The organism is Pseudomonas sp. SG-MS2, assembly GCF_009933855.1.
Lineage (GTDB): Bacteria > Pseudomonadota > Gammaproteobacteria > Pseudomonadales > Pseudomonadaceae > Aquipseudomonas > Aquipseudomonas putida_E.
The window spans coordinates 19667-39431 of record NZ_MOMO01000237.1 but is presented as its reverse complement, the minus strand read 5'-3'; the positions used below and the strand labels follow the sequence as shown (position 1 = coordinate 39431).

Here is a 19765-nt window from a genome sequence, read left to right as displayed (position 1 = left end):
CGTGAATAGAAAATGAATGTTTTCTGTCATAGAGTCAACATTTGACAGATAGCTGTCACATGCGGGAAAGTTTTTGTCGCGGCTCACGCTGTTGCCATTCCAATTCCAAGAAAGGAGCTTCAGATGTCTGCACCTTCCACCCACCCCGTCGTGCGCATGCCTTTTGCCGAACTGCAGGGGTTGTTGCAATCGATCTTCCAGCGTCACGGCTGCAGTGCAGCGGTGGCCGGCGTGCTCGCCCACAATTGCGCCAGCGCTCAGCGCGATGGTGCCCATAGCCACGGGGTGTTTCGTATGCCTGGCTATGTCTCGACCCTGGCCAGCGGCTGGGTGAACGGTTGTGCCATACCGCAGGTGACTGACGTGGCGGCGGGCTTTGTTCGGGTAGACGCTGGCGGGGGCTTTGCCCAGCCGGCCCTGGCCGCGGCGCGTGCAATGCTGGTCGAGAAGGCCCGCAGTGCCGGCATCGCGGTACTGGCGATTCACAACTCCCACCATTTCGCAGCGCTGTGGCCCGATGTGGAGCCGTTTGCCGATGAGGGCCTGGTAGCCCTGAGCGTGGTCAACAGCATGACCTGTGTTGTGCCACACGGTGCGCGCAAGCCGTTGTTCGGCACCAACCCGATTGCCTTTGCCGCGCCGTGTGCGGGGCACGACCCTATCGTTTTTGACATGGCCACCAGCGCCATGGCCCATGGTGACGTGCAGATCGCTGCGCGGGCCGGCCAGCAGCTGCCGGAGGGCATGGGCGTGGACGCCGATGGCCAGCCGACCACCGACCCCAAGGCCATCCTGGAAGGCGGTGCGCTGCTGCCCTTCGGCGGGCACAAGGGCTCGGCACTGTCGATGATGGTCGAGTTGCTGGCGGCGGCGCTGACCGGTGGGCATTTCTCTTGGGAATTCGACTGGGCGAGCCACCCTGGGGCGAAAACGCCGTGGACCGGGCAACTCATCATCGTCATCGACCCGAGCAAAGCCGAAGGCGACCGTTTTGCGCAGCGCAGCCGGGAGTTGGTCGAGCAGATGCAGGCGGTGGGGTTGTCGCGTATGCCGGGCGAGCGGCGCTACCGGGAGCGGGAAATTGCACAGCGTGAAGGGGTGGCGGTGACTGAGGTTGAGCTGCAGGAGCTCAAGGCGCTGGCCGGCTGACACGCTGCAAATGCCGGCTGTGCAATCTTGCATAGACAACCTTGCACAATAGGTGATGTTCCTGCCCGCCGAGTCCGGGTATCCTCACCTGAGCCTTTCCGAACTGTCCTGATCCAAGGAGCTGCACGCTGTGTTCAAACATGTCGATGCCTATGCCGGCGACCCGATCCTCTCGTTGATGGAAACTTTCAAGGCCGACCCGCGCGCCGACAAGGTCAACCTGAGTATCGGCCTTTATTACGATGAGGCCGGCGTGGTGCCGCAGCTCAAAGCGGTGGATGCGGTTGAAAAACGCATCGCCGGCGTGGCCCACGAGGCTTCGCTGTACCTGCCGATGGAAGGCCTGGCCAGCTACCGCCAGGCGATCCAGGCACTGCTGTTCGGTGCCGATCACCCAGCCGTCACCGGCAAGCGCGTGGCGACCGTGCAGACCGTCGGTGGCTCCGGCGCGCTCAAGGTCGGCGCCGATTTCCTCAAGCGTTACTTCCCTGCGTCCGAAGTCTGGGTCAGCAACCCGACCTGGGACAACCACCGCGCCATCTTCGAAGGTGCCGGGTTCAAGGTGCACAGCTATCCGTACTTCGACCAGGCCAGCCGTGGCGTGGACTTCAACGGCATGCTGGCGACTTTGCAGGGCCTGCCTGCCAACAGCGTCGTGCTGCTGCATCCGTGCTGCCATAACCCCACCGGTGCCGACCTTACCCAGGAGCAGTGGCAGCACGTGGTAGAAGTGGTCAAGGCGCGCCAACTGATTCCGTTCCTCGACATCGCCTACCAAGGCTTCGGCGAGGGCCTGGTGGAAGACGCGTACGCCATCCGCGAAATGGCCCGTGCCGGCGTACCGTGCCTGGTCAGCAACTCGTTCTCGAAGATCTTCTCGCTGTATGGCGAGCGGGTAGGGGGCCTGTCGGTGGTCTGCGACGATGAAGACACCACCCAAAGCGTGCTTGGCCAGCTCAAGGCGACTGTGCGCCGCAACTACTCCAGCCCGCCCAACTTCGGCGCCCAGCTGGTAGCCGGCGTGCTCGGCGATGCTGCGCTGAATGCGCAGTGGGCCGCTGAAGTCGAGGTGATGCGCAAGCGCATCCTCGATATGCGCCAGGCCCTGGTCGATGCGCTGGCCGTGTTGCTGCCAGGCCAGGACTTCCAGTTCTTCCTGCGCCAGCGTGGCATGTTCAGCTACACAGGTTTCAGCGTCGAGCAGGTCCGCCGCCTGCGCGACGAGTTCGGTGTGTACCTGATCGACAGCGGCCGGGTGTGCATGTCCGGCCTGCGCCCGGCCAACCTGCAACGGGTTGCCGAGGCGTTCGCTGCCGTTCAGAAGTAACACCGCACAGTGCCGCTCCTGCAAGGCTTCGCGAACGTCTGAGCGGCCTTGCCGGGGCGCGGACCGGTCGGAAAGGGCCGCAAGGCGGCCCCATAGTGCAACCCCGCTTGTAAAGACAAGTGCAACCGTCCCTCGGGCGGGGCTTCGCAACCGCCCACTTTCAGTGCACAATCGCGCCCCTCTTTTCTGGTTGGGGTGCTCGAAGCCTCTGTTTCGCCACTCCCAGCCCTGTTGCAGTCTTGCGAGTGGAGTTGCACCCGGAATGAACGAGCAGGCCCCAAGCGTTGAACAACGCTTCGAATCGACCCCGGCTGCCCTTGGCAGCTGGTCCCGTCATGACACTACCTGGATGCTGGGCCTGTTTGGCACCGCCATCGGTGCAGGTACCTTGTTCCTGCCGATCAACGCCGGCCTCGGTGGTTTTTGGCCGCTATTGATCCTCGCCGCACTGGCCTTCCCGATGACCTACTTCGCCCACCGCGGCCTGACCCGGTTCGTCCTGTCCGGGCGCAGTGGCGGGGATATCACCGAGGTGGTGCAAGAACATTTCGGCATCAAGGCCGGTGCACTGATCACCGTGCTGTACTTCTTCGCCATCTTCCCGATCCTGCTCATTTACAGCGTGGCGCTGACCAACACGGTCACCAGCTTCATGGAGCACCAGTTGCACATGACCCCGCCGCCGCGGGCGCTGTTGTCGTTCGTGCTGATCCTGGGCCTGCTGGCCATCGTGCGCTGCGGTGAGCAGGCCACGGTGAAGGTCATGAGCCTTCTGGTTTACCCGTTCATCGTCGCCTTGGCGCTGCTGGGCCTTTACCTGGTCCCGCACTGGACCGGGGGTATCCTCGACGGCGCTTCCCAACTGCCATCGGGTTCGGCCTTCCTGCACACCGTGTGGCTGGCGATCCCGGTGATGGTGTTCTCGTTCAACCACTCGCCGATCATCTCGGCCTTCGCCGTGGACCAGAAGCGCCGGTATGGCGAACACGCCGACGAGCGCAGCGGCCAGATCCTGGCACGCGCGCACCTGCTGATGGTGGCCATGGTGCTGTTCTTCGTCTTCAGCTGCGTACTGACCCTCGACAGCGCTCAATTGGCTGAGGCCAAGGCGCAGAACCTGTCGATCCTGTCGTACCTGGCCAACCACTTCAGCAACCCGACGATCGCTTTCGCCGCGCCGCTGATCGCCTTCATCGCCATCGCCAAGTCGTTCCTGGGCCATTACATCGGTGCCAGCGAAGGCCTGAAGGGCATCATCGCCAAAACCGGTGCACGCCCGGGCGCCAAGGCGCTGGACCGTGTGGTTGCCGCGCTGATGCTGGTGGTGTGCTGGGTCGTCGCCACCCTGAACCCGAGCATCCTGGGCATGATCGAATCGCTGGGTGGCCCGATCATCGCCGTGCTGCTGTTCCTGATGCCGATGTACGCCATCCGCCGCGTGCCGTCGATGCGCAAGTACAGTGGCGCGCTGTCCAACGTCTTCGTAGTGGTGGTTGGCCTGGTCGCGCTGACTTCTGTGGTGTACGGCCTGTTGGGCTGATCCGTCGTTCGCTTTGAGAAATGTCCGGGCTGCTTGTAGCAACCCGGACATTTTTTTGTCCACAAAAACTGTCAGGCAATAGAACAATTTCACTGAACCCCATAGGCACCCGGCCGCCTTCATGCTTAACTCAGTGTCCTTTTCAAACCCCGCATAAGGATTTCGTCCATGGCTCAAGTGACTCTCAAAGGCAACCCGGTTCAGGTCAACGGCGAGCTGCCAAAAGCCGGTGCCCAGGCTCCGGCCTTCTCCCTGGTAGGTGAAGGCCTGGCCGACAAGTCGCTGAAGGACTTCGCCGGCAAGCGCAAGGTGCTGAACATCTTCCCAAGCGTCGACACCCCGACCTGCGCTACCTCGGTGCGCAAGTTCAACGCCCAGGCCAACGATGTGGCCAACACCGTGGTGCTGTGCATCTCCGCCGACCTGCCGTTCGCCCAGGCGCGCTTCTGCGGCGCCGAAGGCCTGGAGAACGTGAAGAACCTGTCGACCCTGCGTGGTCGCGAGTTCCTCGAAAACTACGGTGTTGCCATTGCCGACGGCCCGCTGGCCGGCCTGGCTGCCCGCGCCGTGGTAGTGCTGGACGAAAACGACAAGGTGCTGCACAGCGAGCTGGTAGGCGAAATCGCTGACGAGCCGAACTATGACGCGGCACTGGCGGTGTTGAAGTAAAGAATGGTGCAGGGCTGATGCCAGTCAGTTGGGCTTGTCAGGGCCGCAAAGCGGCCCTAAATCGCTTAGCTGGCTGGCATTGAGCGTAACGAAGGCCTTTATCGAAGGTTTCGGCCTCGGAACTCTTCAGTACGCTGCCTCTCCAAGCAACACCCTGTAACGGCCCGGAACGCTTTCCGGGCCGTTTTCATTTAAAGTTCAGCCTCTTGGCAACGTCAGGCAAAGGTAAACCTCTGGTAAAGGGCCTTTGCTAAAAGAGTGCCAGTGCTTATCGTTCACCTTCCCAAGTCGTCATTCCGAACAAGGTTCGTTCAACCCATGCGAGTTTCCGTCTCCCGATCCCCTCGTCGCTGGCTCGTTGGCCTGCTGATCCTGCTGCTGGTGGCCCTGCTGGCCTGGTGGTTGTGGCCCGCTGCAACGCCTGCCCCAAAAGAAGCGGGCGGGGGGCGCCCGGGCAAGGGCATGGGCATCGGTATGGGCCGTCCCGGCTTCGGCGGCTCCACCGAAGCGGTGCCAGTGCGTGTGGAACCTGCACGGGTGGGCGACTTTCCGCTCTACTACAAGGCGCTTGGCACGGTTACCGCGACCAATACCGTCAACGTGCGTAGCCGTGTTGCCGGTGAGCTGGTGAAAATCCACTTCAAGGAGGGCCAGCAGGTCAAGGCTGGCGACTTGCTCGCCGAGATCGACCCGCGCGCCTACCGCATCGCGCTGCAGCAGGCCGAAGGCACGCTGGCGCAAAACCGGGCGCAGCTCAAGAACGCTCAAGTCGACCTGGCGCGCTATAAAGGCCTGTACGCCGAAGACAGCATCGCCAAACAGACGCTCGATACCTCCGAAGCCCAGGTGGCGCAGTTCCAGGGGCTGGTGAAAACCAACCAGGCTCAGGTCAATGATGCCCGCCTGAACCTTGATTTCACCCAGATCCGCGCGCCGATCAGTGGCCGGGTGGGCCTGCGTCAGCTCGACCTGGGCAACCTGGTGGCGGCCAATGACACTACCGCCCTGGTGGTCATCACCCAGACCGAACCGATCAGCGTTGCCTTCACCTTGCCGGAAACCGAGCTGACTACCGTGCTGGAACGTTACCGCAGCGGTGCCAGCCTGCCGGTCGAGGCCTGGGACCGCGGCGACAGCAAGCTGCAGTCCACTGGCGTGCTGGCCAGCATCGACAACCAGATAGACATCACCACCGGTACCCTGAAGTTCAAAGGCCGCTTCGAGAACAAGGACATGGCCCTGTTCCCCAACCAGTTCGTCAACGTGCGCCTGTTGGCCGACACCCTCAAGCAGGTCGTCATGGCACCGGCGGCGGCCATTCAGTTCGGCAACGACGGCACCTTCGCCTATGTCGTCACTGCCGACAACACGGTCAATGTGCGCAAGCTCAAGGTGGGCCCCAGTGACGGTGAGAACAGTGTGATCCTCGAAGGCCTCAAGGCCGGTGACCGCCTGGTGCTCGAAGGCACCGACCGCCTGCGCGAAGGTTCCAAGGTCGAAGTGGTCGAAGACAGCTCGCAAGTACCGGCCACCCCCGGCCAGCACCTGCAGGGGCAGGACGGCAAAGGCTCGGCCCAGACCGGTGAAACGGCAGGCAAGGCGGGCGCATGAACCTGTCGCGCCTGTTCATCCTTCGCCCGGTCGCTACCACGCTGAGCATGCTGGCCATCGTGCTGGCCGGCCTGATCGCGTACAAGCTGCTGCCGGTTTCGGCCTTGCCGCAGGTCGATTACCCGACCATCAGGGTCATGACCCTGTATCCGGGTGCCAGCCCGCAGGTGATGACCAGCGCCGTGACCGCGCCGCTCGAGCGCCAGTTCGGCCAGATGCCGGGCCTGACCCAGATGGCATCGACCAGTTCTGGCGGTGCCTCGGTGCTGACCCTGCGCTTCAGCCTGGACATGAACATGGACGTTGCCGAGCAGCAGGTACAGGCCGCGATCAACGCCGCCAGCAACCTGCTGCCCAGCGACCTGCCGGCACCACCTGTGTACAACAAGGTCAACCCTGCCGATACCCCGGTGTTGACCCTGGCCATTTCCAGCAAGACCATGCCGCTGCCCAAGCTCAACGACCTGGTCGACACCCGCGTGGCGCAGAAGCTCGCGCAGATCGGCGGCGTGGGCATGGTCAGCATCGCCGGTGGCCAGCGCCAGGCTGTACGCATCAAGGTCAACGTCGATGCGTTGGCCGCCAATGGTCTGAACCTCGATGACGTGCGTACCCTGGTCGGCGCCTCCAACGTCAACCAGCCCAAGGGCAACTTCGATGGCCCGACCCGGGTGTCGATGCTCGATGCCAATGACCAGCTGCGTTCCCCCGAGGAGTACGCCAACCTGATCCTGGCGTACAACAACGGTGCGCCGCTGCGCCTGAAGGACGTCGCCGAAATCGTCGACGGAGCCGAGAACGAACGCCTCGCTGCCTGGGCCAACCAGAACCAGGCGGTACTGCTGAACATCCAGCGCCAGCCCGGTGCCAATGTCATCGAGGTGGTCGACCGCATCAAGGACCTGCTGCCGTCGATCACCGACAACCTGCCCGCCGGCCTCGAGGTGTCGGTGCTGACCGACCGCACCCAGACCATCCGCGCCGCGGTCAAGGATGTGCAGCACGAACTGCTGATCGCCATCGTCCTGGTGGTGATGGTGACCTTCGTCTTCCTGCGCCGCATCAGTGCCACCATCATCCCGTCGATTGCCGTGCCGCTGTCGCTGATCGGCACCTTCGGCGTGATGTACCTGGCCGGCTTCTCGATCAACAACCTGACTTTGATGGCCCTGACCATCGCCACCGGTTTTGTGGTCGATGACGCCATCGTCATGCTGGAGAACATCTCGCGGCACATCGAGGAGGGCGAAACGCCCATGCAGGCTGCGCTCAAGGGCGCGCGGCAGATCGGTTTCACCCTGATCTCCCTGACCTTCTCGCTGATTGCCGTGCTCATCCCGCTGCTGTTCATGGCCGATGTGGTGGGCCGGCTGTTCCGCGAATTCGCCATCACGCTGGCGGTGGCTATCCTGATTTCCCTGGTGGTCTCGCTGACCCTGACACCCATGATGTGCGCACGCCTGCTCAAGCGTGAACCCAAAGAAGAAGAGCAAGGCCGTTTTTACCGAGCCAGTGGTGCCTGGATCGACTGGCTGATCGATTACTACGGCCGTGGCCTGCAATGGGTGCTCCGGCACCAGCCGCTGACCTTGCTGGTGGCGGTCGCCAGCCTGGCACTGACCGTTTTCCTGTACATGGTGGTGCCCAAGGGCTTCTTCCCGGTGCAGGACACCGGGGTGATCCAGGGTATCTCCGAAGCCCCGCAGTCCACCTCGTTCGCCGCCATGAGCGAACGCCAGCAGTCGCTGAGCACGATCATCCTGCAGGATCCGGCCGTGCAGAGCCTGTCGTCCTACATCGGCGTGGACGGTGACAATGCCACGCTCAACAGTGGCCGTCTGCTGATCAACCTCAAACCCCACGGCGAGCGCGACGTGACGGCCGGCGAGGTGATCAGCCGCTTGCAGCCTCAGCTCGACAAGCTGGTCGGCATCCGCCTGTTCATGCAGCCGGTGCAAGACCTGAGCATCGAGGATCGGGTCAGCCGCACGCAGTACCAGTTCAGCCTGTCCTCGCCCGACGCCGACCTGCTCGCGCAGTGGAGCGGCAAGCTGGTCAATGCGCTGCAACAGCGGCCAGAACTGCAGGATGTGGCCAGCGACCTGCAGGACAAGGGGCTGCAGGTGTACCTGGTGATCGACCGTGACATGGCCAGCCGCCTGGGCATCGATGTGTCGCAAATCACCAACGCCCTGTATGACGCCTTCGGCCAGCGGCAGATCTCGACCATCTATACCCAGGCCAGCCAGTACCGGGTGGTGCTGCAGTCGCGCGATGCAGCAAGCATCGGCCCACAGGCGCTGGAGTCGATCCACGTCAAGGCCAGTGACGGTGGTCAGGTACGCCTGTCGGCACTGGCGCGCATCGAGCAGCGTCAGGCGCAGCTGGCGATTTCACACATCGGCCAGTTCCCCGCGGTGATGATGTCGTTCAACCTGGCGCATGGTGCGTCGCTGGGCGAAGCGGTCAAGGTGATCGAGCAGGTCCAGCAGGAAATCGGCATGCCCATCGGCGTGCAGACCCGCTTCCAGGGCGCTGCCGAGGCCTTCCAGGCGTCCCTGTCGAGCACCTTGCTGCTGATCCTTGCCGCCGTGGTGACCATGTACATCGTGCTCGGCGTGCTGTACGAGAGCTACATTCACCCGATCACCATCCTCTCCACCTTGCCGTCGGCGGCGGTCGGTGCCTTGCTGGCGTTGATCCTCAGCGGCAACGACCTGGGCATGATCGCCATCATTGGCATCATTCTGCTCATCGGCATCGTCAAGAAGAACGCGATCATGATGATCGACTTCGCCCTCGAGGCCGAGCGCAACCAAGGCATGAGCCCGCACGACGCGATCTACCAGGCGGCGCTGCTGCGCTTCCGGCCGATCCTGATGACCACCCTGGCTGCGCTGTTCGGCGCAGTACCGTTGATGCTGGCGACAGGTTCCGGTGCCGAGTTGCGCCAGCCGCTGGGGCTGGTCATGGTCGGCGGCTTGTTGGTAAGCCAGGTGCTGACCCTGTTCACAACGCCGGTCATCTACCTGTACTTCGACCGCCTGGCACGGCGCTGGCGCCCGGCCGCTGACACCACGCAGGCCGAGGCATGAACCTGTCCGGCCCTTTCATTCGCCGGCCTGTAGCGACCATGCTGCTGAGCCTTGCAATCATGCTGCTTGGTGGCGTCAGCTTCGGCCTGCTGCCGGTTTCGCCGTTGCCGCAGATGGACTTCCCGGTGATCGTGGTTCAAGCCAACCTGGCTGGCGCCAGCCCCGAGGTGATGGCCTCCACGGTAGCCACGCCGCTGGAACGCAAGCTTGGCAGTATCGCCGGTGTCACCACCCTGACCAGTAGCTCCAACCAGGGCTCGACCCGGGTGATCATCGGCTTCGAGCAAGGCCGGGACATCGACGGCGCCGCGCGTGAGGTGCAGGCGGCGATCAACGCCACCCGCAACCTGCTGCCCAGCGGCATGCGCAGCATGCCGACCTACAAGAAACTCAACCCGTCACAGGCGCCGATCATGGTGCTGTCGTTGACCTCTGATGTGCTGCAGAAAGGCCAGTTGTACGATCTGGCTGACACCATCCTGTCGCAGAGCCTGGCTCAGGTAAGTGGGGTAGGGGAAGTGCAGATCGGCGGCAGTTCGCTGCCGGCTGTGCGCATTTCCGTCGAGCCGCAACTGCTCAACCAGTACAGCCTGTCCCTGGACGAAGTGCGCACTGCGGTGGCCAACGCCAACCAGCGCCGGCCGATGGGTTTCGTCGAGGACAGCGAGCGCAACTGGCAGGTACGGGCCAACGACCAGCTGGAAAAAGCCAAGGATTACGAACCGATCGTGATCCGGCAGCAGAACGGTACGATACTGCGCCTGTCCGACGTGGCGACCATCACAGACAGCGTCGAGAACCGCTACAACAGCGGCTTTTTCAACGATCAGAGTGCCGTGCTGCTGGTGGTCAACCGTCAGATCGGCGCCAACATCATCGAGACCGTCGACCAGATCCACGCGCAGTTGCCGGCCCTGCAGTCGCTGCTGCCGGCCAGCGTGCAACTGAACGTGGCCATGGACCGTTCGCCGGTCATCAAGGCCACCCTCAAGGAAGCCGAGCACACGCTGCTGATCGCCGTGGTGCTGGTGATCCTCGTGGTCTACCTGTTCCTCGGCAGCCTGCGCGCCTCGTTGATCCCCAGCCTGGCGGTACCGGTATCGCTGGTGGGGACTTTCGCGGTGATGTACCTGTGCGGTTTTTCGCTGAACAACCTGTCGCTGATGGCGTTGATCCTGGCCACAGGCCTGGTGGTGGACGATGCCATCGTGGTGCTGGAAAACATTTCGCGGCATATCGAGGACGGCCAGCCGCCGATGCGTGCGGCGTTCCTCGGCGCCAAGGAAGTCGGCTTCACCTTGCTGTCGATGAACGTCTCGCTGGTTGCGGTGTTCGTTTCGATCCTGTTCATGGGCGGCATCGTGCGCAACCTGTTCCAGGAGTTCTCGATTACCCTGGCGGCGGCGATCATCGTCTCGCTGGTGGTTTCGCTGACCCTCACCCCGATGCTCTGTGCCCGCTGGCTCAAGCCCCACCGCGCCGAACAGACGCGCCTGCAGCGCTGGAGCGACAATGTGCACAAGCGTATGGTCCAAGGCTACGATCTCAGCCTGAGTTGGGCCCTTCGCCACAAGCGCCTGACCTTGATCAGCCTGTTGGCGACCATCGGCCTGAACATCGTGCTGTATGTGGTCGTGCCGAAAACGCTGATCCCGCAGCAGGACACCGGCCAGCTGATGGGCTTCATCCGCGGTGACGACGGGCTGTCGTTCACCGTGATGCAGCCGAAGATGGAAATCTACCGCCGTGCCTTGCTGGCCGACCCGGCCGTGCAGAGTGTTGCCGGTTTCATTGGTGGCAACAGTGGTACCAACAACGCCATGGTGCTGGTGCGCCTGAAGCCGATCAGCGAGCGCAAGATCGATGCGCAGCAGGTCATCGAGCGTTTGCGCAAGGAAATGCCCAAGGTCCCTGGCGGACGGCTGTTCCTGATGGCTGACCAGGACCTGCAGCTGGGCGGCGGTGGCCGTGACCAGACCTCGTCGCAGTACCTGTACACCCTGCAGAGCGGCGATCTGGCAGCGTTGCGCCAGTGGTTCCCCAAGGTGGTCGCAGCCATGCGCGCGCTGCCCGAACTGACCGCCATCGATGCCCGCGACGGCTCCGGTACCCAGCAGGTGACACTGGTAGTCGATCGCGACCAGGCCAAGCGCCTGGGTATCGACATGGACATGGTCACCACCGTTCTGAACAACGCTTACAGTCAACGGCAGATCTCGACCATCTACGACAGCCTCAACCAGTACCAGGTGGTGCTGGAAATCAACCCGAAATACGCCTGGGACCCAAGCAGCCTGGAGCAGGTGCAGGTGATCACCAGTGACGGGGCGCGTGTGCCCTTGTCGACCATCGCCCATTACGAGAACAGCCTGGCAAACGACCGGGTCAGCCATGAGGGCCAGTTCGCTGCCGAAGACATCGCCTTCGACGTTGCCGAAGGCTACAGCCCCGACCAGGCCATGGCGGCGGTGGAGCGGGCGGTGGCCAAGCTGGGCCTGCCCGAGGAGGTGATTGCCAAGCTGGGCGGCACGGCAGACGCCTTCGCCAAGACCCAGCAGGGCCAGCCGTTCATGATTCTTGGCGCGTTGGTGCTGGTGTATCTGGTGCTGGGCATACTGTATGAAAGCTACATTCACCCGCTGACCATCCTTTCGACCTTGCCTTCGGCTGGCGTCGGTGCCTTGCTTGCGCTCTATGTCACCGGGGGCGAATTCAGCCTGATATCCCTGCTGGGCCTGTTCCTGCTGATTGGCGTGGTGAAGAAGAACGCCATCCTGATGATCGACCTGGCGCTGCAACTGGAGCGCCATCAGGGGCTGACACCGGAAGAGTCGATCCGCCGTGCCTGCCTGCTGCGCCTGCGGCCGATCCTGATGACCACGCTGGCGGCCATGCTCGGCGCCTTGCCACTGCTGCTCAGCCGCGCCGAGGGTGCGGAAATGCGCCAACCGCTGGGCCTGACCATCATTGGCGGCCTGGTCTTCAGCCAAGTCCTGACCCTGTATACGACGCCGGTGGTGTACCTGTACCTCGACCGCCTGCGCCACCGATTCAACCATTGGCGCGGCGTGCGCACCGATGCTGCTCTGGATACCCCGCTATGAATTTTGCCCAGTCCCCACTCCACCGCGCCCTGCAACTGCTGACCCGCGGGCGTGGCTCACGCCTGGTCGGTGCCGGTCTGTGTGCGGCGCTGCTAAGCGCCTGTACCCTGAGCCCGGACTACCATCGCCCGGAGCTGAGCACACCGGCGCAGTTCAAACAGGCCGAGGGCTGGACCCAGGCCAACCCGTCCGATGCCATCGCCCGTGGCGCCTGGTGGGAAATCTATGGTGACGCGGGGCTCAACGCTCTGGTCGAGGAGCTCAACCGCAGCAATCAGAGTGTGGCGCAGGCCGAAGCCCAGTACCGCCAGGCCCAAGCGCTGGTGCGCAGTAGCCGTGCGTCGTTGTTCCCAAGCCTGGACCTGACCACCAGCAAGAACCGCTCGGCCCAGGGCACAGGCAGTTCGAGCTCCAGCCTTTCCAACAACAGCAGCGGTATTCGCAACACTTACAACGCGCAGCTTGGGGTGAGCTGGGAAATCGACCTGTGGGGCAGGTTGCGCGAGACCATGAACGCCAACGAGGCCAGTGCTCAAGCGAGCTTCGCCGACCTTGCCGCGATCCGCCTCAGCCAGCAGTCTGAGCTGGTGCAGAATTACCTGCAGTTGCGCGTTATCGATGAGCAGAAGCGCCTGCTGGAAGCCACCGTCGCGACGTATGAACGTTCGTTGCGCATGACCGAGAACCAGTACCGTGCAGGCGTCTCCGGCCCCGACGCAGTGGCCCAGGCACGTACCCAGCTCAAGACTACCCAAGCCGACCTGATAGATCTGGTCTGGCAGCGTGCACAGTTCGAAAACGCCATTGCCGTGCTACTGGGCAAGGCACCCGCCGAGTTTGCCCTCGCCGACAGCAAAAGCATCCCGGCCTTGCCGCAGATTCCGGTAAGCCTGCCGTCGCAATTGCTGGAGCGCCGCCCGGACATCGCTTCGGCCGAGCGCAACGTGATGGCGGCCAACGCCAACATCGGCGTGGCACGGGCCGCCTATTTCCCTGACTTGAGCCTGAGCATGAGCGGTGGTTATTCCAGCAGTACCTTCAATGACTGGATTCAGTTGCCCAATCGTTACTGGTCGGTAGGGCCGCAACTGGCGCTGACACTCTTCGATGCCGGCAAGCGCAGCGCCGAGGTTGACCGCACTGTCGCGGTATACGACCAGACCGTGGCGCAGTACCGCCAGACCGTGCTCGACGGCTTCAAGGAGGTCGAGAATTACCTGGTGCAACTCAAGGTTTACGGCGAAGAGGCGCTCGTGCGCCAGGAAGCTCTGGATGCCGCGCGTGAGTCGTTGCGCCTGACCGACAACCAGTACAGGGCCGGGCTGATCGGCTATCTGGACGTGGTCAATGTACAGACCACGGCGCTGAGCAATGAGCGCAGTGTGTTGAACCTGTTACAGGGGCGTCTGGTGGCCAGTGTGCAGCTGATCGCTGCGTTGGGCGGCGGCTGGGATGCCGGGCAAGCGTTTGCCAGTCAGGAGTGAAGGCGCGGTCTAGTGTCGAAAAAATGCCCGCTCAGGCATGAGCCAACACCTTTTTTCACCTGCCCTTCAGGCGCGACAAAAGCCGACCAATGGCAATTTGATGTCAGTGGTTCGCCGGGGGGCTCTATCGCGGGGCTGGTGGACTCTCGCAGATAATTACAGATCCATTTGAGCGCTCAGAAATCCCGTGCGTTTCGCCAAAGCTTGAGTACAATCGTCGGCTTTTTCGGGCCCCTGTCCCGTCGCTGGAACTCTCAATGCTGACCGGTAGTTACTCTGCTTCGCTGGTGCTGATTTCACTGTGCGTGGCCATCCTAGCCTCCTATACCGCCCTCGACCTGACCGGCCGCATCGCTACCGCCCAGGGCAGGGCGGTGCACCTGTGGATGGGCGGTGGGGCGCTGGCGATGGGTACCGGCGTCTGGTCGATGCACTTCATCGGCATGCTCGCCTTCAGCCTGCCGGTCGAACTGGGCTATGACATTGGCCTGACCGCCTTCTCATTACTGATCGCCGTGCTGTCTTCGGGGTTTGCCCTATGGCTGGTTAGCCAACCGAGCCTGCCGTGGCTGCAACTGGTGTTTGGCGCGCTCTTCATGGGTGCTGGCATCAGTTGCATGCATTACACCGGCATGGCGGCGTTGCGTATGCTGCCGGGCATTGACTACGACCCAACGCTGTTCGGTGCCTCGTTGGCGATCGCGGTGGGCGCTTCGGCGGCAGCGTTGTGGATAGCCTTCCGGCTGCGTCAGCATACCCCTTACGTTCGCCAGATCCGCGGACTGGCGGCTGTGCTGATGGGCGTCGCCATCGTCGGCATGCACTACACCGGCATGGCCGCAGCCAACTTCCCCCAAGGCAGTTTCTGCGGCGCGCTGCCAGGCGGGTTGCAAGGTGACGGGCTGGTCTATCTGGTTCTGATCACTACCCTGGCGGTGCTCGCAGTGGCCTTGCTGACCTCGGTGCTCGATGCTCGCCTGGAGGCACGCACTGCGGAGCTTGCGCGTTCGCTGACCCTCGCCAACCAGGAACTCACCCAGCTGGCGCTGCATGACACGCTGACCGGCCTGCCCAACCGCACGCTGCTTTCTGACCGTATCGAACAGGCGATCGGCAAGGTGGCGGAGCAGGGCGGCTGTTTTGCGCTGATGTTCATCGACCTGGACGGCTTCAAACCGGTCAATGATGCGTTTGGTCACCATGTGGGCGACCTGCTGCTCAAGGCAGTGGCAACACGCTTGCGCGGCCACTTGCACAGCCAGGACACATTGGCGCGCATTGGCGGTGATGAGTTTGTGTTGCTGGTGGAACTGCAGGAGCCCGCGGATGCCATGGATGTGGCAGCCAAACAGGTCAACCTGGTGTCGCGGGCGTTCCGCGTGGCCGAGCATGACCTGCAATTGACGGCGAGCCTGGGGATTGTCCTGTATCCGGGTAATGGCCAAGACCAGCTGGAGTTGCTGCGCAACGCGGATGCTGCCATGTATCACGCCAAGAGCGCCGGCAAGAATGGCTACAGCTTCTTCGATGCTTCCATGAACAGCAACGCCCGCCAGCAGCTGCAGCTGCTGCAGGACCTGCGCATGGCCCTGGAGCAACGCCAGTTCCGCCTGCATTACCAGCCCAAGTTTGCCGCGCAGGCTTGCCAGCCGATCGGCGCCGAGGCCTTGTTGCGCTGGCAGCATCCGCAGCACGGGCTGCTGCTGCCGGACCGCTTCATTGGCCTGGCGGAAAAAACCGGCCTGATCATCCCGATTGGCGAATGGGTGCTGGACGAGGCCTGCCGGCAGATGCGCCAGTGGCTTGATCAGGGGTATGAAAACTGGCGCATGGCGGTCAACTTGTCCGCGATCCAGTTCTGCCATGCCGGCCTGGTTGACAGCGTTGCCCGCGCCCTGCGCGAGAACGGTTTGCCGGCCAACCGCCTGACGCTGGAAATCACCGAAACGACGGCAATGCACGATGCCGATGCCAGCCTGGCAGTCTTGCAGCGCCTGTCCGATATGGGCGTGGACCTGTCCATCGATGACTTTGGCACCGGCTACTCGAGCCTGATGTACCTCAAGCGCTTACCCGCCAATGAGCTTAAGATCGACCGAGGTTTCGTCCGTGACCTGGAGCAGGACAGCGACGATGCAGCCATTGTTTCGGCCATCGTTGCATTGGGCCAGGCGTTGGGCTTGCGTATTGTTGCCGAGGGCGTGGAGACCGGCGGGCAGCAGGATTTCCTGACCCGTCTGGGCTGTGATTCGCTACAGGGTTACCTACTGGGCCAGCCGGTACCGGCCGAGCAGTTCATGGGGACATTGCAGGTATTGCGCAAAAGCCCCGAGGCGGTCGCCTAGCCGGCGTCACGCAGGGCGAGAACCGGTACGAAAGCATCCATTTCAGCTTCTACCGCCTCAATGATACGTTCGACATCGGCTGCCGCCATTATCGCAGTGCAGGGGATGCCAGCGATCGCCAGCAAGGTTTCGCCCGTGGCACGGTCGAACAGGCGGGCGATCATGCTGCGTGGCGCATCCATGGTGGCCTCGAAGCCCAGCGGGTGGAAGTGCCAGCGCATCACCTGGCAGGCGTTGGGGAACGTCATCTTGTTCATGCCAGCCTCCTTGTCCGTACCCGGACGCGGTGAACGGGGCGCCGCGAGCGCGGCCGTCGGGAAACTAAAGATAGCATCCGTCAGGCTGCTGTTCTGCCGAAAAAACGATAAATGCACCTACGCTTGACCCCGGTCACAAACATGGCTCCTTCGCCGTTTGGCGGCAAATGGCCAAGCAAACGTTTTCGTTGGCGGGCGTTGCCAGAGCTGCAGAAGGGTTCTGCTATTTTTAACCTCATTCGGCGCACAGCGTTTTCAGACCAGCGGTGCGAGTTGGGCAGACAGGGAGACAGTCATGCGCTATTCCACGCTCACCCAACGCATTGCCGGTGATGGCGCTGCTGCCTGGGATATCCACTACCAGGCACAGGCCCTGCGTCGCGAAGGGCGCGAAATTTTCCTGCTGTCGGTGGGCGATCCTGACTTCGATACGCCAACGGCCATTGTCGAAGCTGCGGTCTTGAGCCTTCGCCGCGGCGACACCCATTACAGTGATGTGCGTGGCAACCTTGCGCTGCGCCAGGCGATTGCACGCCGTAGTGGCCCTGGGGTAAGTGTCGATCAGGTGATGGTGCTCGCTGGTGCACAGTGTGCGTTGTATGCCGTCTGCCAATGCCTGTTTGGAGCGGGGGACGAAGTGATCGTCGCCGAGCCCATGTATGTCACTTACCACGCTGTATTCGGCGCTTGCGGGGCGCAACCGGTACAGGTGGCGGTAAGCCCGGACCAGGGCTTTCGGCTCGACCCGCAAGCCGTGGCGCAAGCAATAACCCCGCGTACCCGAGGGCTGCTGCTGAACACACCGCACAATCCGACCGGCAGCGCCATCTCCCCTGAGGACATGGTGCAACTCGCGCAGCTTTGTCGCGACCATGATCTTTGGCTGGTGTGCGACCAGGTCTACAGTGGCCTGCTGTACGACGGCCAAGCGGTTGCCCCGGCGCAACTGCCCGGCATGCGCGAGCGTTGCGTGATCATCGACAGTGTGTCCAAGTCGCATGCGATGAGCGGCTGGCGCGTGGGGTGGGTGGTCGGCCCCCCGGCGCTGATCGCGCACTTGGCCAACCTGGCCATGACCATGTTGTTTGGCTTGCCAGAGTTTGTCATGCAGGGGGCTTGTGTGGCGCTGGAGCATGATTTGCCTGCGGTACAACAGATGCGCGAGGCCTACCGGGAGCGGCGCGACCTGGTGTGCAGGGCCTTGGACAATTGTCCGGGGGTGCGCGCCCATCGGCCGGCGGGCGGCATGTTCGTGATGCTTGATATCCGCGAAACCGGGCTGAGCGCCCAGGCCTTCGCCCAGAGGCTGTTGACAGAGGAGGGCGTTTCACTGCTGCCGGGTGATGCCTTCGGGCCCAGCGCGGCGGGGCATGTGCGCATGGGGCTGGTGCTGGCGGCCGAGCAGTTGGAAAAGGTATGTTGCCGGATTGGTGCCTGCGCCCGGCGGGTACTAGCCGAGCAGGCCGGCAGCAATATTGATGGTGAAACCGAGAATTGCCGTGTTGAACACGAAGCCTACCAGTGAATGTGCCAGTACCACCCTGCGCATACCCCGGCTGCCTACGCCGATGTCGGATGTTTGCACCGCGACGCTGATGGTGAACGAGAAGTAGTGGAAGTCCCAGTAGTCCGGGTTACGTTCACCGTCGGCAAAGCGCAACGCGGGTGCTTCAGGGGGGCTGTTGTAGAATAGCCGGGCATAATGCAGCGTGAAGATGCACCCGATCAGCAGCCAGGAGCCCGCCACCGTCAAGCCGGTGTACAGGTAGTGCAGGGCCTGGTCACTGCCCTGCAGACCGCGGCTTGAAACCAGTTGCAGGGTGACAGCCGCAAGGCTGGCAATAGCGGCAATGCACACGGTGAAGAGCACCAGACCGGCGTTTTCGTCCTCGACCTGAGCGACCTCGCGGACCTTCTCGGGCGTTGCTCGCCAGGTCAGCCAAAGCACCAGCAGCAAGTAAAGCCAGACGCCCAGGTTCCAGCCAGCGAGGATGCGTTGCACGATGTCGCTGGCAGGAATCAGCCATGCACCAAGGATACCTACCAGCGCGGCGAAGCTCAGGCGGGGGTGGGTGCGGGTCAGGCGGTGCAGTGCCATGGTGCCTCATCGACAGGGAGTCATGGCTACCACGATAGCCTATGGGATACCATTTCAGCTCATGCCAGTGTCCAAGTCCCTGAACTTCAAGGAAATGACGCACGCCGCTTTACGCCTGGAAGGCCCAATGGCGCTCCGGGCTTCGCTACAGGATTCACGTTTTGTCCGACCTTTCGCAAAATCCGCTGCTGCAGTACCTCGCCAGGCTGGCGCCTTCCAGCCAGCAAACCATGCGCTACATCTTGCAGGACGCTGCCGACCGGCTGGGTTTCATTGATTGCAACCTCGCCGATGTGCCATGGCACAAGCTTGAGCCGGGACATGTGATCGGCCTGGTTGCAGCACTGCGCACCGATGGCTATGCGCCCAACAGTTCGTCGCTTTATGTCAACGCAATACGCGGCGTGATGAATGAAGCCTGGCGCCAGGGCCTGATCGATCATGAGCAGTTGCTGCGTATTCGTGAGGTCAAGCCGGCAACCGGCAGCCGCCTGCCGCCTGGGCGCAACCTGCGCCGTAGCCTGATTCGCGAATTGATGGATGTCTGCACCGCCGACCCGCGCCCGCAGGGTGTTCGTGATGCGGCGATCATCGCGCTGCTGTATGGCACCGGCATGCGCAAATCGGAGTCGGTGGACATCGACCTGGAGCAAGTCGACTTCCAGGCGCGCAGCCTGCAGGTGCTGGGCAAAGGCAACCGGCAACTGATCAAGTATGCCCCGCCCTGGGCCTTCGAAAAACTGCAGGCCTGGCTTGATCTGCGTCGACAATCACTGCCAGAGGGCGCCTCGGACGACCCCTTCCTGTTCAACCGCATCCGCCGTGGCAACCACATTACCCGTGCGCGCATCACCAAGCATGCGATCTACTACATCGCCCGTCAGCGCGGGGCGCAGGTGGGGGTGAAGATCATGCCGCATGATTTTCGCCGGGCGTTCATCACCCGGGTGATCGAAGAGCACGACCTGTCGATCGCGCAGAAGCTGGCGCATCACGCCAACATCCAGACCACTGCCAGCTACGACCGGCGCGATGACAATGAGCGGCGGCGGGCGGTGGACCGGTTCGACTATTGAGCGAGCGGGT

At 62.9% G+C, this 19765-nt stretch carries 13 protein-coding genes; 11 read left to right on the top strand and 2 right to left on the bottom strand.

Annotated elements, in window-relative coordinates; all coding sequences use genetic code 11:
• Window positions 1–123: 123 nt before the first annotated feature.
• From BLX42_RS21485 to BLX42_RS21445, 9 genes are all read left to right on the top strand, one after another.
• Window positions 124–1149, top strand: coding sequence for an Ldh family oxidoreductase (locus BLX42_RS21485; protein ID WP_115274682.1), 1026 nt, complete (start codon window positions 124–126; stop codon window positions 1147–1149).
• Window positions 1150–1279: 130 nt separating this feature from the next.
• Complete coding sequence (locus BLX42_RS21480) at window positions 1280–2476, top strand: amino acid aminotransferase (protein WP_161872565.1); 1197 nt, start codon at window positions 1280–1282, stop codon at window positions 2474–2476.
• 262 nt (window positions 2477–2738) lie between these two features.
• The gene (locus BLX42_RS21475; RefSeq protein WP_161872564.1) at window positions 2739–4016 is read left to right on the top strand and encodes a serine/threonine transporter; all 1278 of its coding nucleotides are present in this window, start codon (window positions 2739–2741) and stop codon (window positions 4014–4016) included.
• A 168-nt stretch (window positions 4017–4184) separates the two neighbouring features.
• Complete coding sequence (gene tpx, locus BLX42_RS21470; RefSeq protein ID WP_012314653.1) at window positions 4185–4685, top strand: thiol peroxidase; 501 nt, start codon at window positions 4185–4187, stop codon at window positions 4683–4685.
• Window positions 4686–5003: 318 nt separating this feature from the next.
• Window positions 5004–6296 (top strand): MdtA/MuxA family multidrug efflux RND transporter periplasmic adaptor subunit, encoded by a 1293-nt coding sequence (locus tag BLX42_RS21465; RefSeq protein WP_161872563.1) that lies wholly within the window; start codon window positions 5004–5006, stop codon window positions 6294–6296.
• Entirely contained in the window at window positions 6293–9391 is a 3099-nt protein-coding gene (locus BLX42_RS21460) for an MdtB/MuxB family multidrug efflux RND transporter permease subunit (protein ID WP_115274685.1), read from the top strand. The genes BLX42_RS21465 and BLX42_RS21460 overlap by 4 nt, the downstream gene beginning before the upstream one ends.
• Window positions 9388–12495 carry an efflux RND transporter permease subunit gene (locus tag BLX42_RS21455; RefSeq protein WP_161872562.1) on the top strand — a complete coding sequence of 1036 codons (3108 nt, stop codon included), beginning with the start codon at window positions 9388–9390 and terminating at the stop codon, window positions 12493–12495. The genes BLX42_RS21460 and BLX42_RS21455 overlap by 4 nt, the downstream gene beginning before the upstream one ends.
• Window positions 12492–13979, top strand: a complete 1488-nt coding sequence (locus BLX42_RS21450) for an efflux transporter outer membrane subunit (protein WP_161872561.1) — start codon at window positions 12492–12494, stop codon at window positions 13977–13979. The genes BLX42_RS21455 and BLX42_RS21450 overlap by 4 nt, the downstream gene beginning before the upstream one ends.
• 257 nt (window positions 13980–14236) lie before the next feature.
• Window positions 14237–16324 carry a bifunctional diguanylate cyclase/phosphodiesterase gene (locus BLX42_RS21445; RefSeq protein ID WP_046786091.1) on the top strand — a complete coding sequence of 696 codons (2088 nt, stop codon included), beginning with the start codon at window positions 14237–14239 and terminating at the stop codon, window positions 16322–16324.
• Here BLX42_RS21445 and BLX42_RS21440 read toward each other — a convergent pair.
• Window positions 16321–16581: a DUF1652 domain-containing protein gene (locus BLX42_RS21440; RefSeq protein ID WP_012314647.1), complete on the bottom strand. Its 261-nt coding sequence runs from the start codon at window positions 16579–16581 to the stop codon at window positions 16321–16323. The two genes, BLX42_RS21445 and BLX42_RS21440, sit on opposite strands and share 4 nt — an antisense overlap.
• A gap of 295 nt (window positions 16582–16876) precedes the next feature.
• Between BLX42_RS21440 and BLX42_RS21435 the strand changes: the two genes are divergently transcribed.
• Window positions 16877–18106: a pyridoxal phosphate-dependent aminotransferase gene (locus tag BLX42_RS21435; protein WP_161872560.1), complete on the top strand. Its 1230-nt coding sequence runs from the start codon at window positions 16877–16879 to the stop codon at window positions 18104–18106.
• On the opposite strand, the gene BLX42_RS21430 is transcribed toward BLX42_RS21435, so the two are convergent.
• Window positions 18032–18679: a DUF1345 domain-containing protein gene (locus tag BLX42_RS21430; protein WP_161872559.1), complete on the bottom strand. Its 648-nt coding sequence runs from the start codon at window positions 18677–18679 to the stop codon at window positions 18032–18034. The two genes, BLX42_RS21435 and BLX42_RS21430, sit on opposite strands and share 75 nt — an antisense overlap.
• Window positions 18680–18840: 161 nt before the next feature.
• Here BLX42_RS21430 and xerC point away from each other — a divergent pair, with 161 nt between their 5' ends.
• Window positions 18841–19755 (top strand): tyrosine recombinase XerC, encoded by a 915-nt coding sequence (gene xerC, locus BLX42_RS21425; RefSeq protein ID WP_046786093.1) that lies wholly within the window; start codon window positions 18841–18843, stop codon window positions 19753–19755.
• Window positions 19756–19765 lie beyond the last annotated feature (10 nt).

Excerpts from the sequence above, each read along its gene's own strand:
- BLX42_RS21485 (WP_115274682.1), top strand. The coding sequence starts at position 124 with ATGTCTGCACCTTCCACCCACCCCGTCGTGCGCATGCCTTTTGCCGAA.
- BLX42_RS21475 (WP_161872564.1), top strand. The coding sequence starts at position 2,739 with ATGAACGAGCAGGCCCCAAGCGTTGAACAACGCTTCGAATCGACCCCG.
- tpx (WP_012314653.1), top strand. The coding sequence starts at position 4,185 with ATGGCTCAAGTGACTCTCAAAGGCAACCCGGTTCAGGTCAACGGCGAG.
- BLX42_RS21465 (WP_161872563.1), top strand. The coding sequence starts at position 5,004 with ATGCGAGTTTCCGTCTCCCGATCCCCTCGTCGCTGGCTCGTTGGCCTG.
- BLX42_RS21460 (WP_115274685.1), top strand. The coding sequence starts at position 6,293 with ATGAACCTGTCGCGCCTGTTCATCCTTCGCCCGGTCGCTACCACGCTG.
- BLX42_RS21455 (WP_161872562.1), top strand. The coding sequence starts at position 9,388 with ATGAACCTGTCCGGCCCTTTCATTCGCCGGCCTGTAGCGACCATGCTG.
- BLX42_RS21450 (WP_161872561.1), top strand. The coding sequence starts at position 12,492 with ATGAATTTTGCCCAGTCCCCACTCCACCGCGCCCTGCAACTGCTGACC.
- BLX42_RS21445 (WP_046786091.1), top strand. The coding sequence starts at position 14,237 with ATGCTGACCGGTAGTTACTCTGCTTCGCTGGTGCTGATTTCACTGTGC.
- BLX42_RS21440 (WP_012314647.1), bottom strand. The coding sequence starts at position 16,581 with ATGAACAAGATGACGTTCCCCAACGCCTGCCAGGTGATGCGCTGGCAC.
- BLX42_RS21435 (WP_161872560.1), top strand. The coding sequence starts at position 16,877 with ATGCGCTATTCCACGCTCACCCAACGCATTGCCGGTGATGGCGCTGCT.
- BLX42_RS21430 (WP_161872559.1), bottom strand. The coding sequence starts at position 18,679 with ATGGCACTGCACCGCCTGACCCGCACCCACCCCCGCCTGAGCTTCGCC.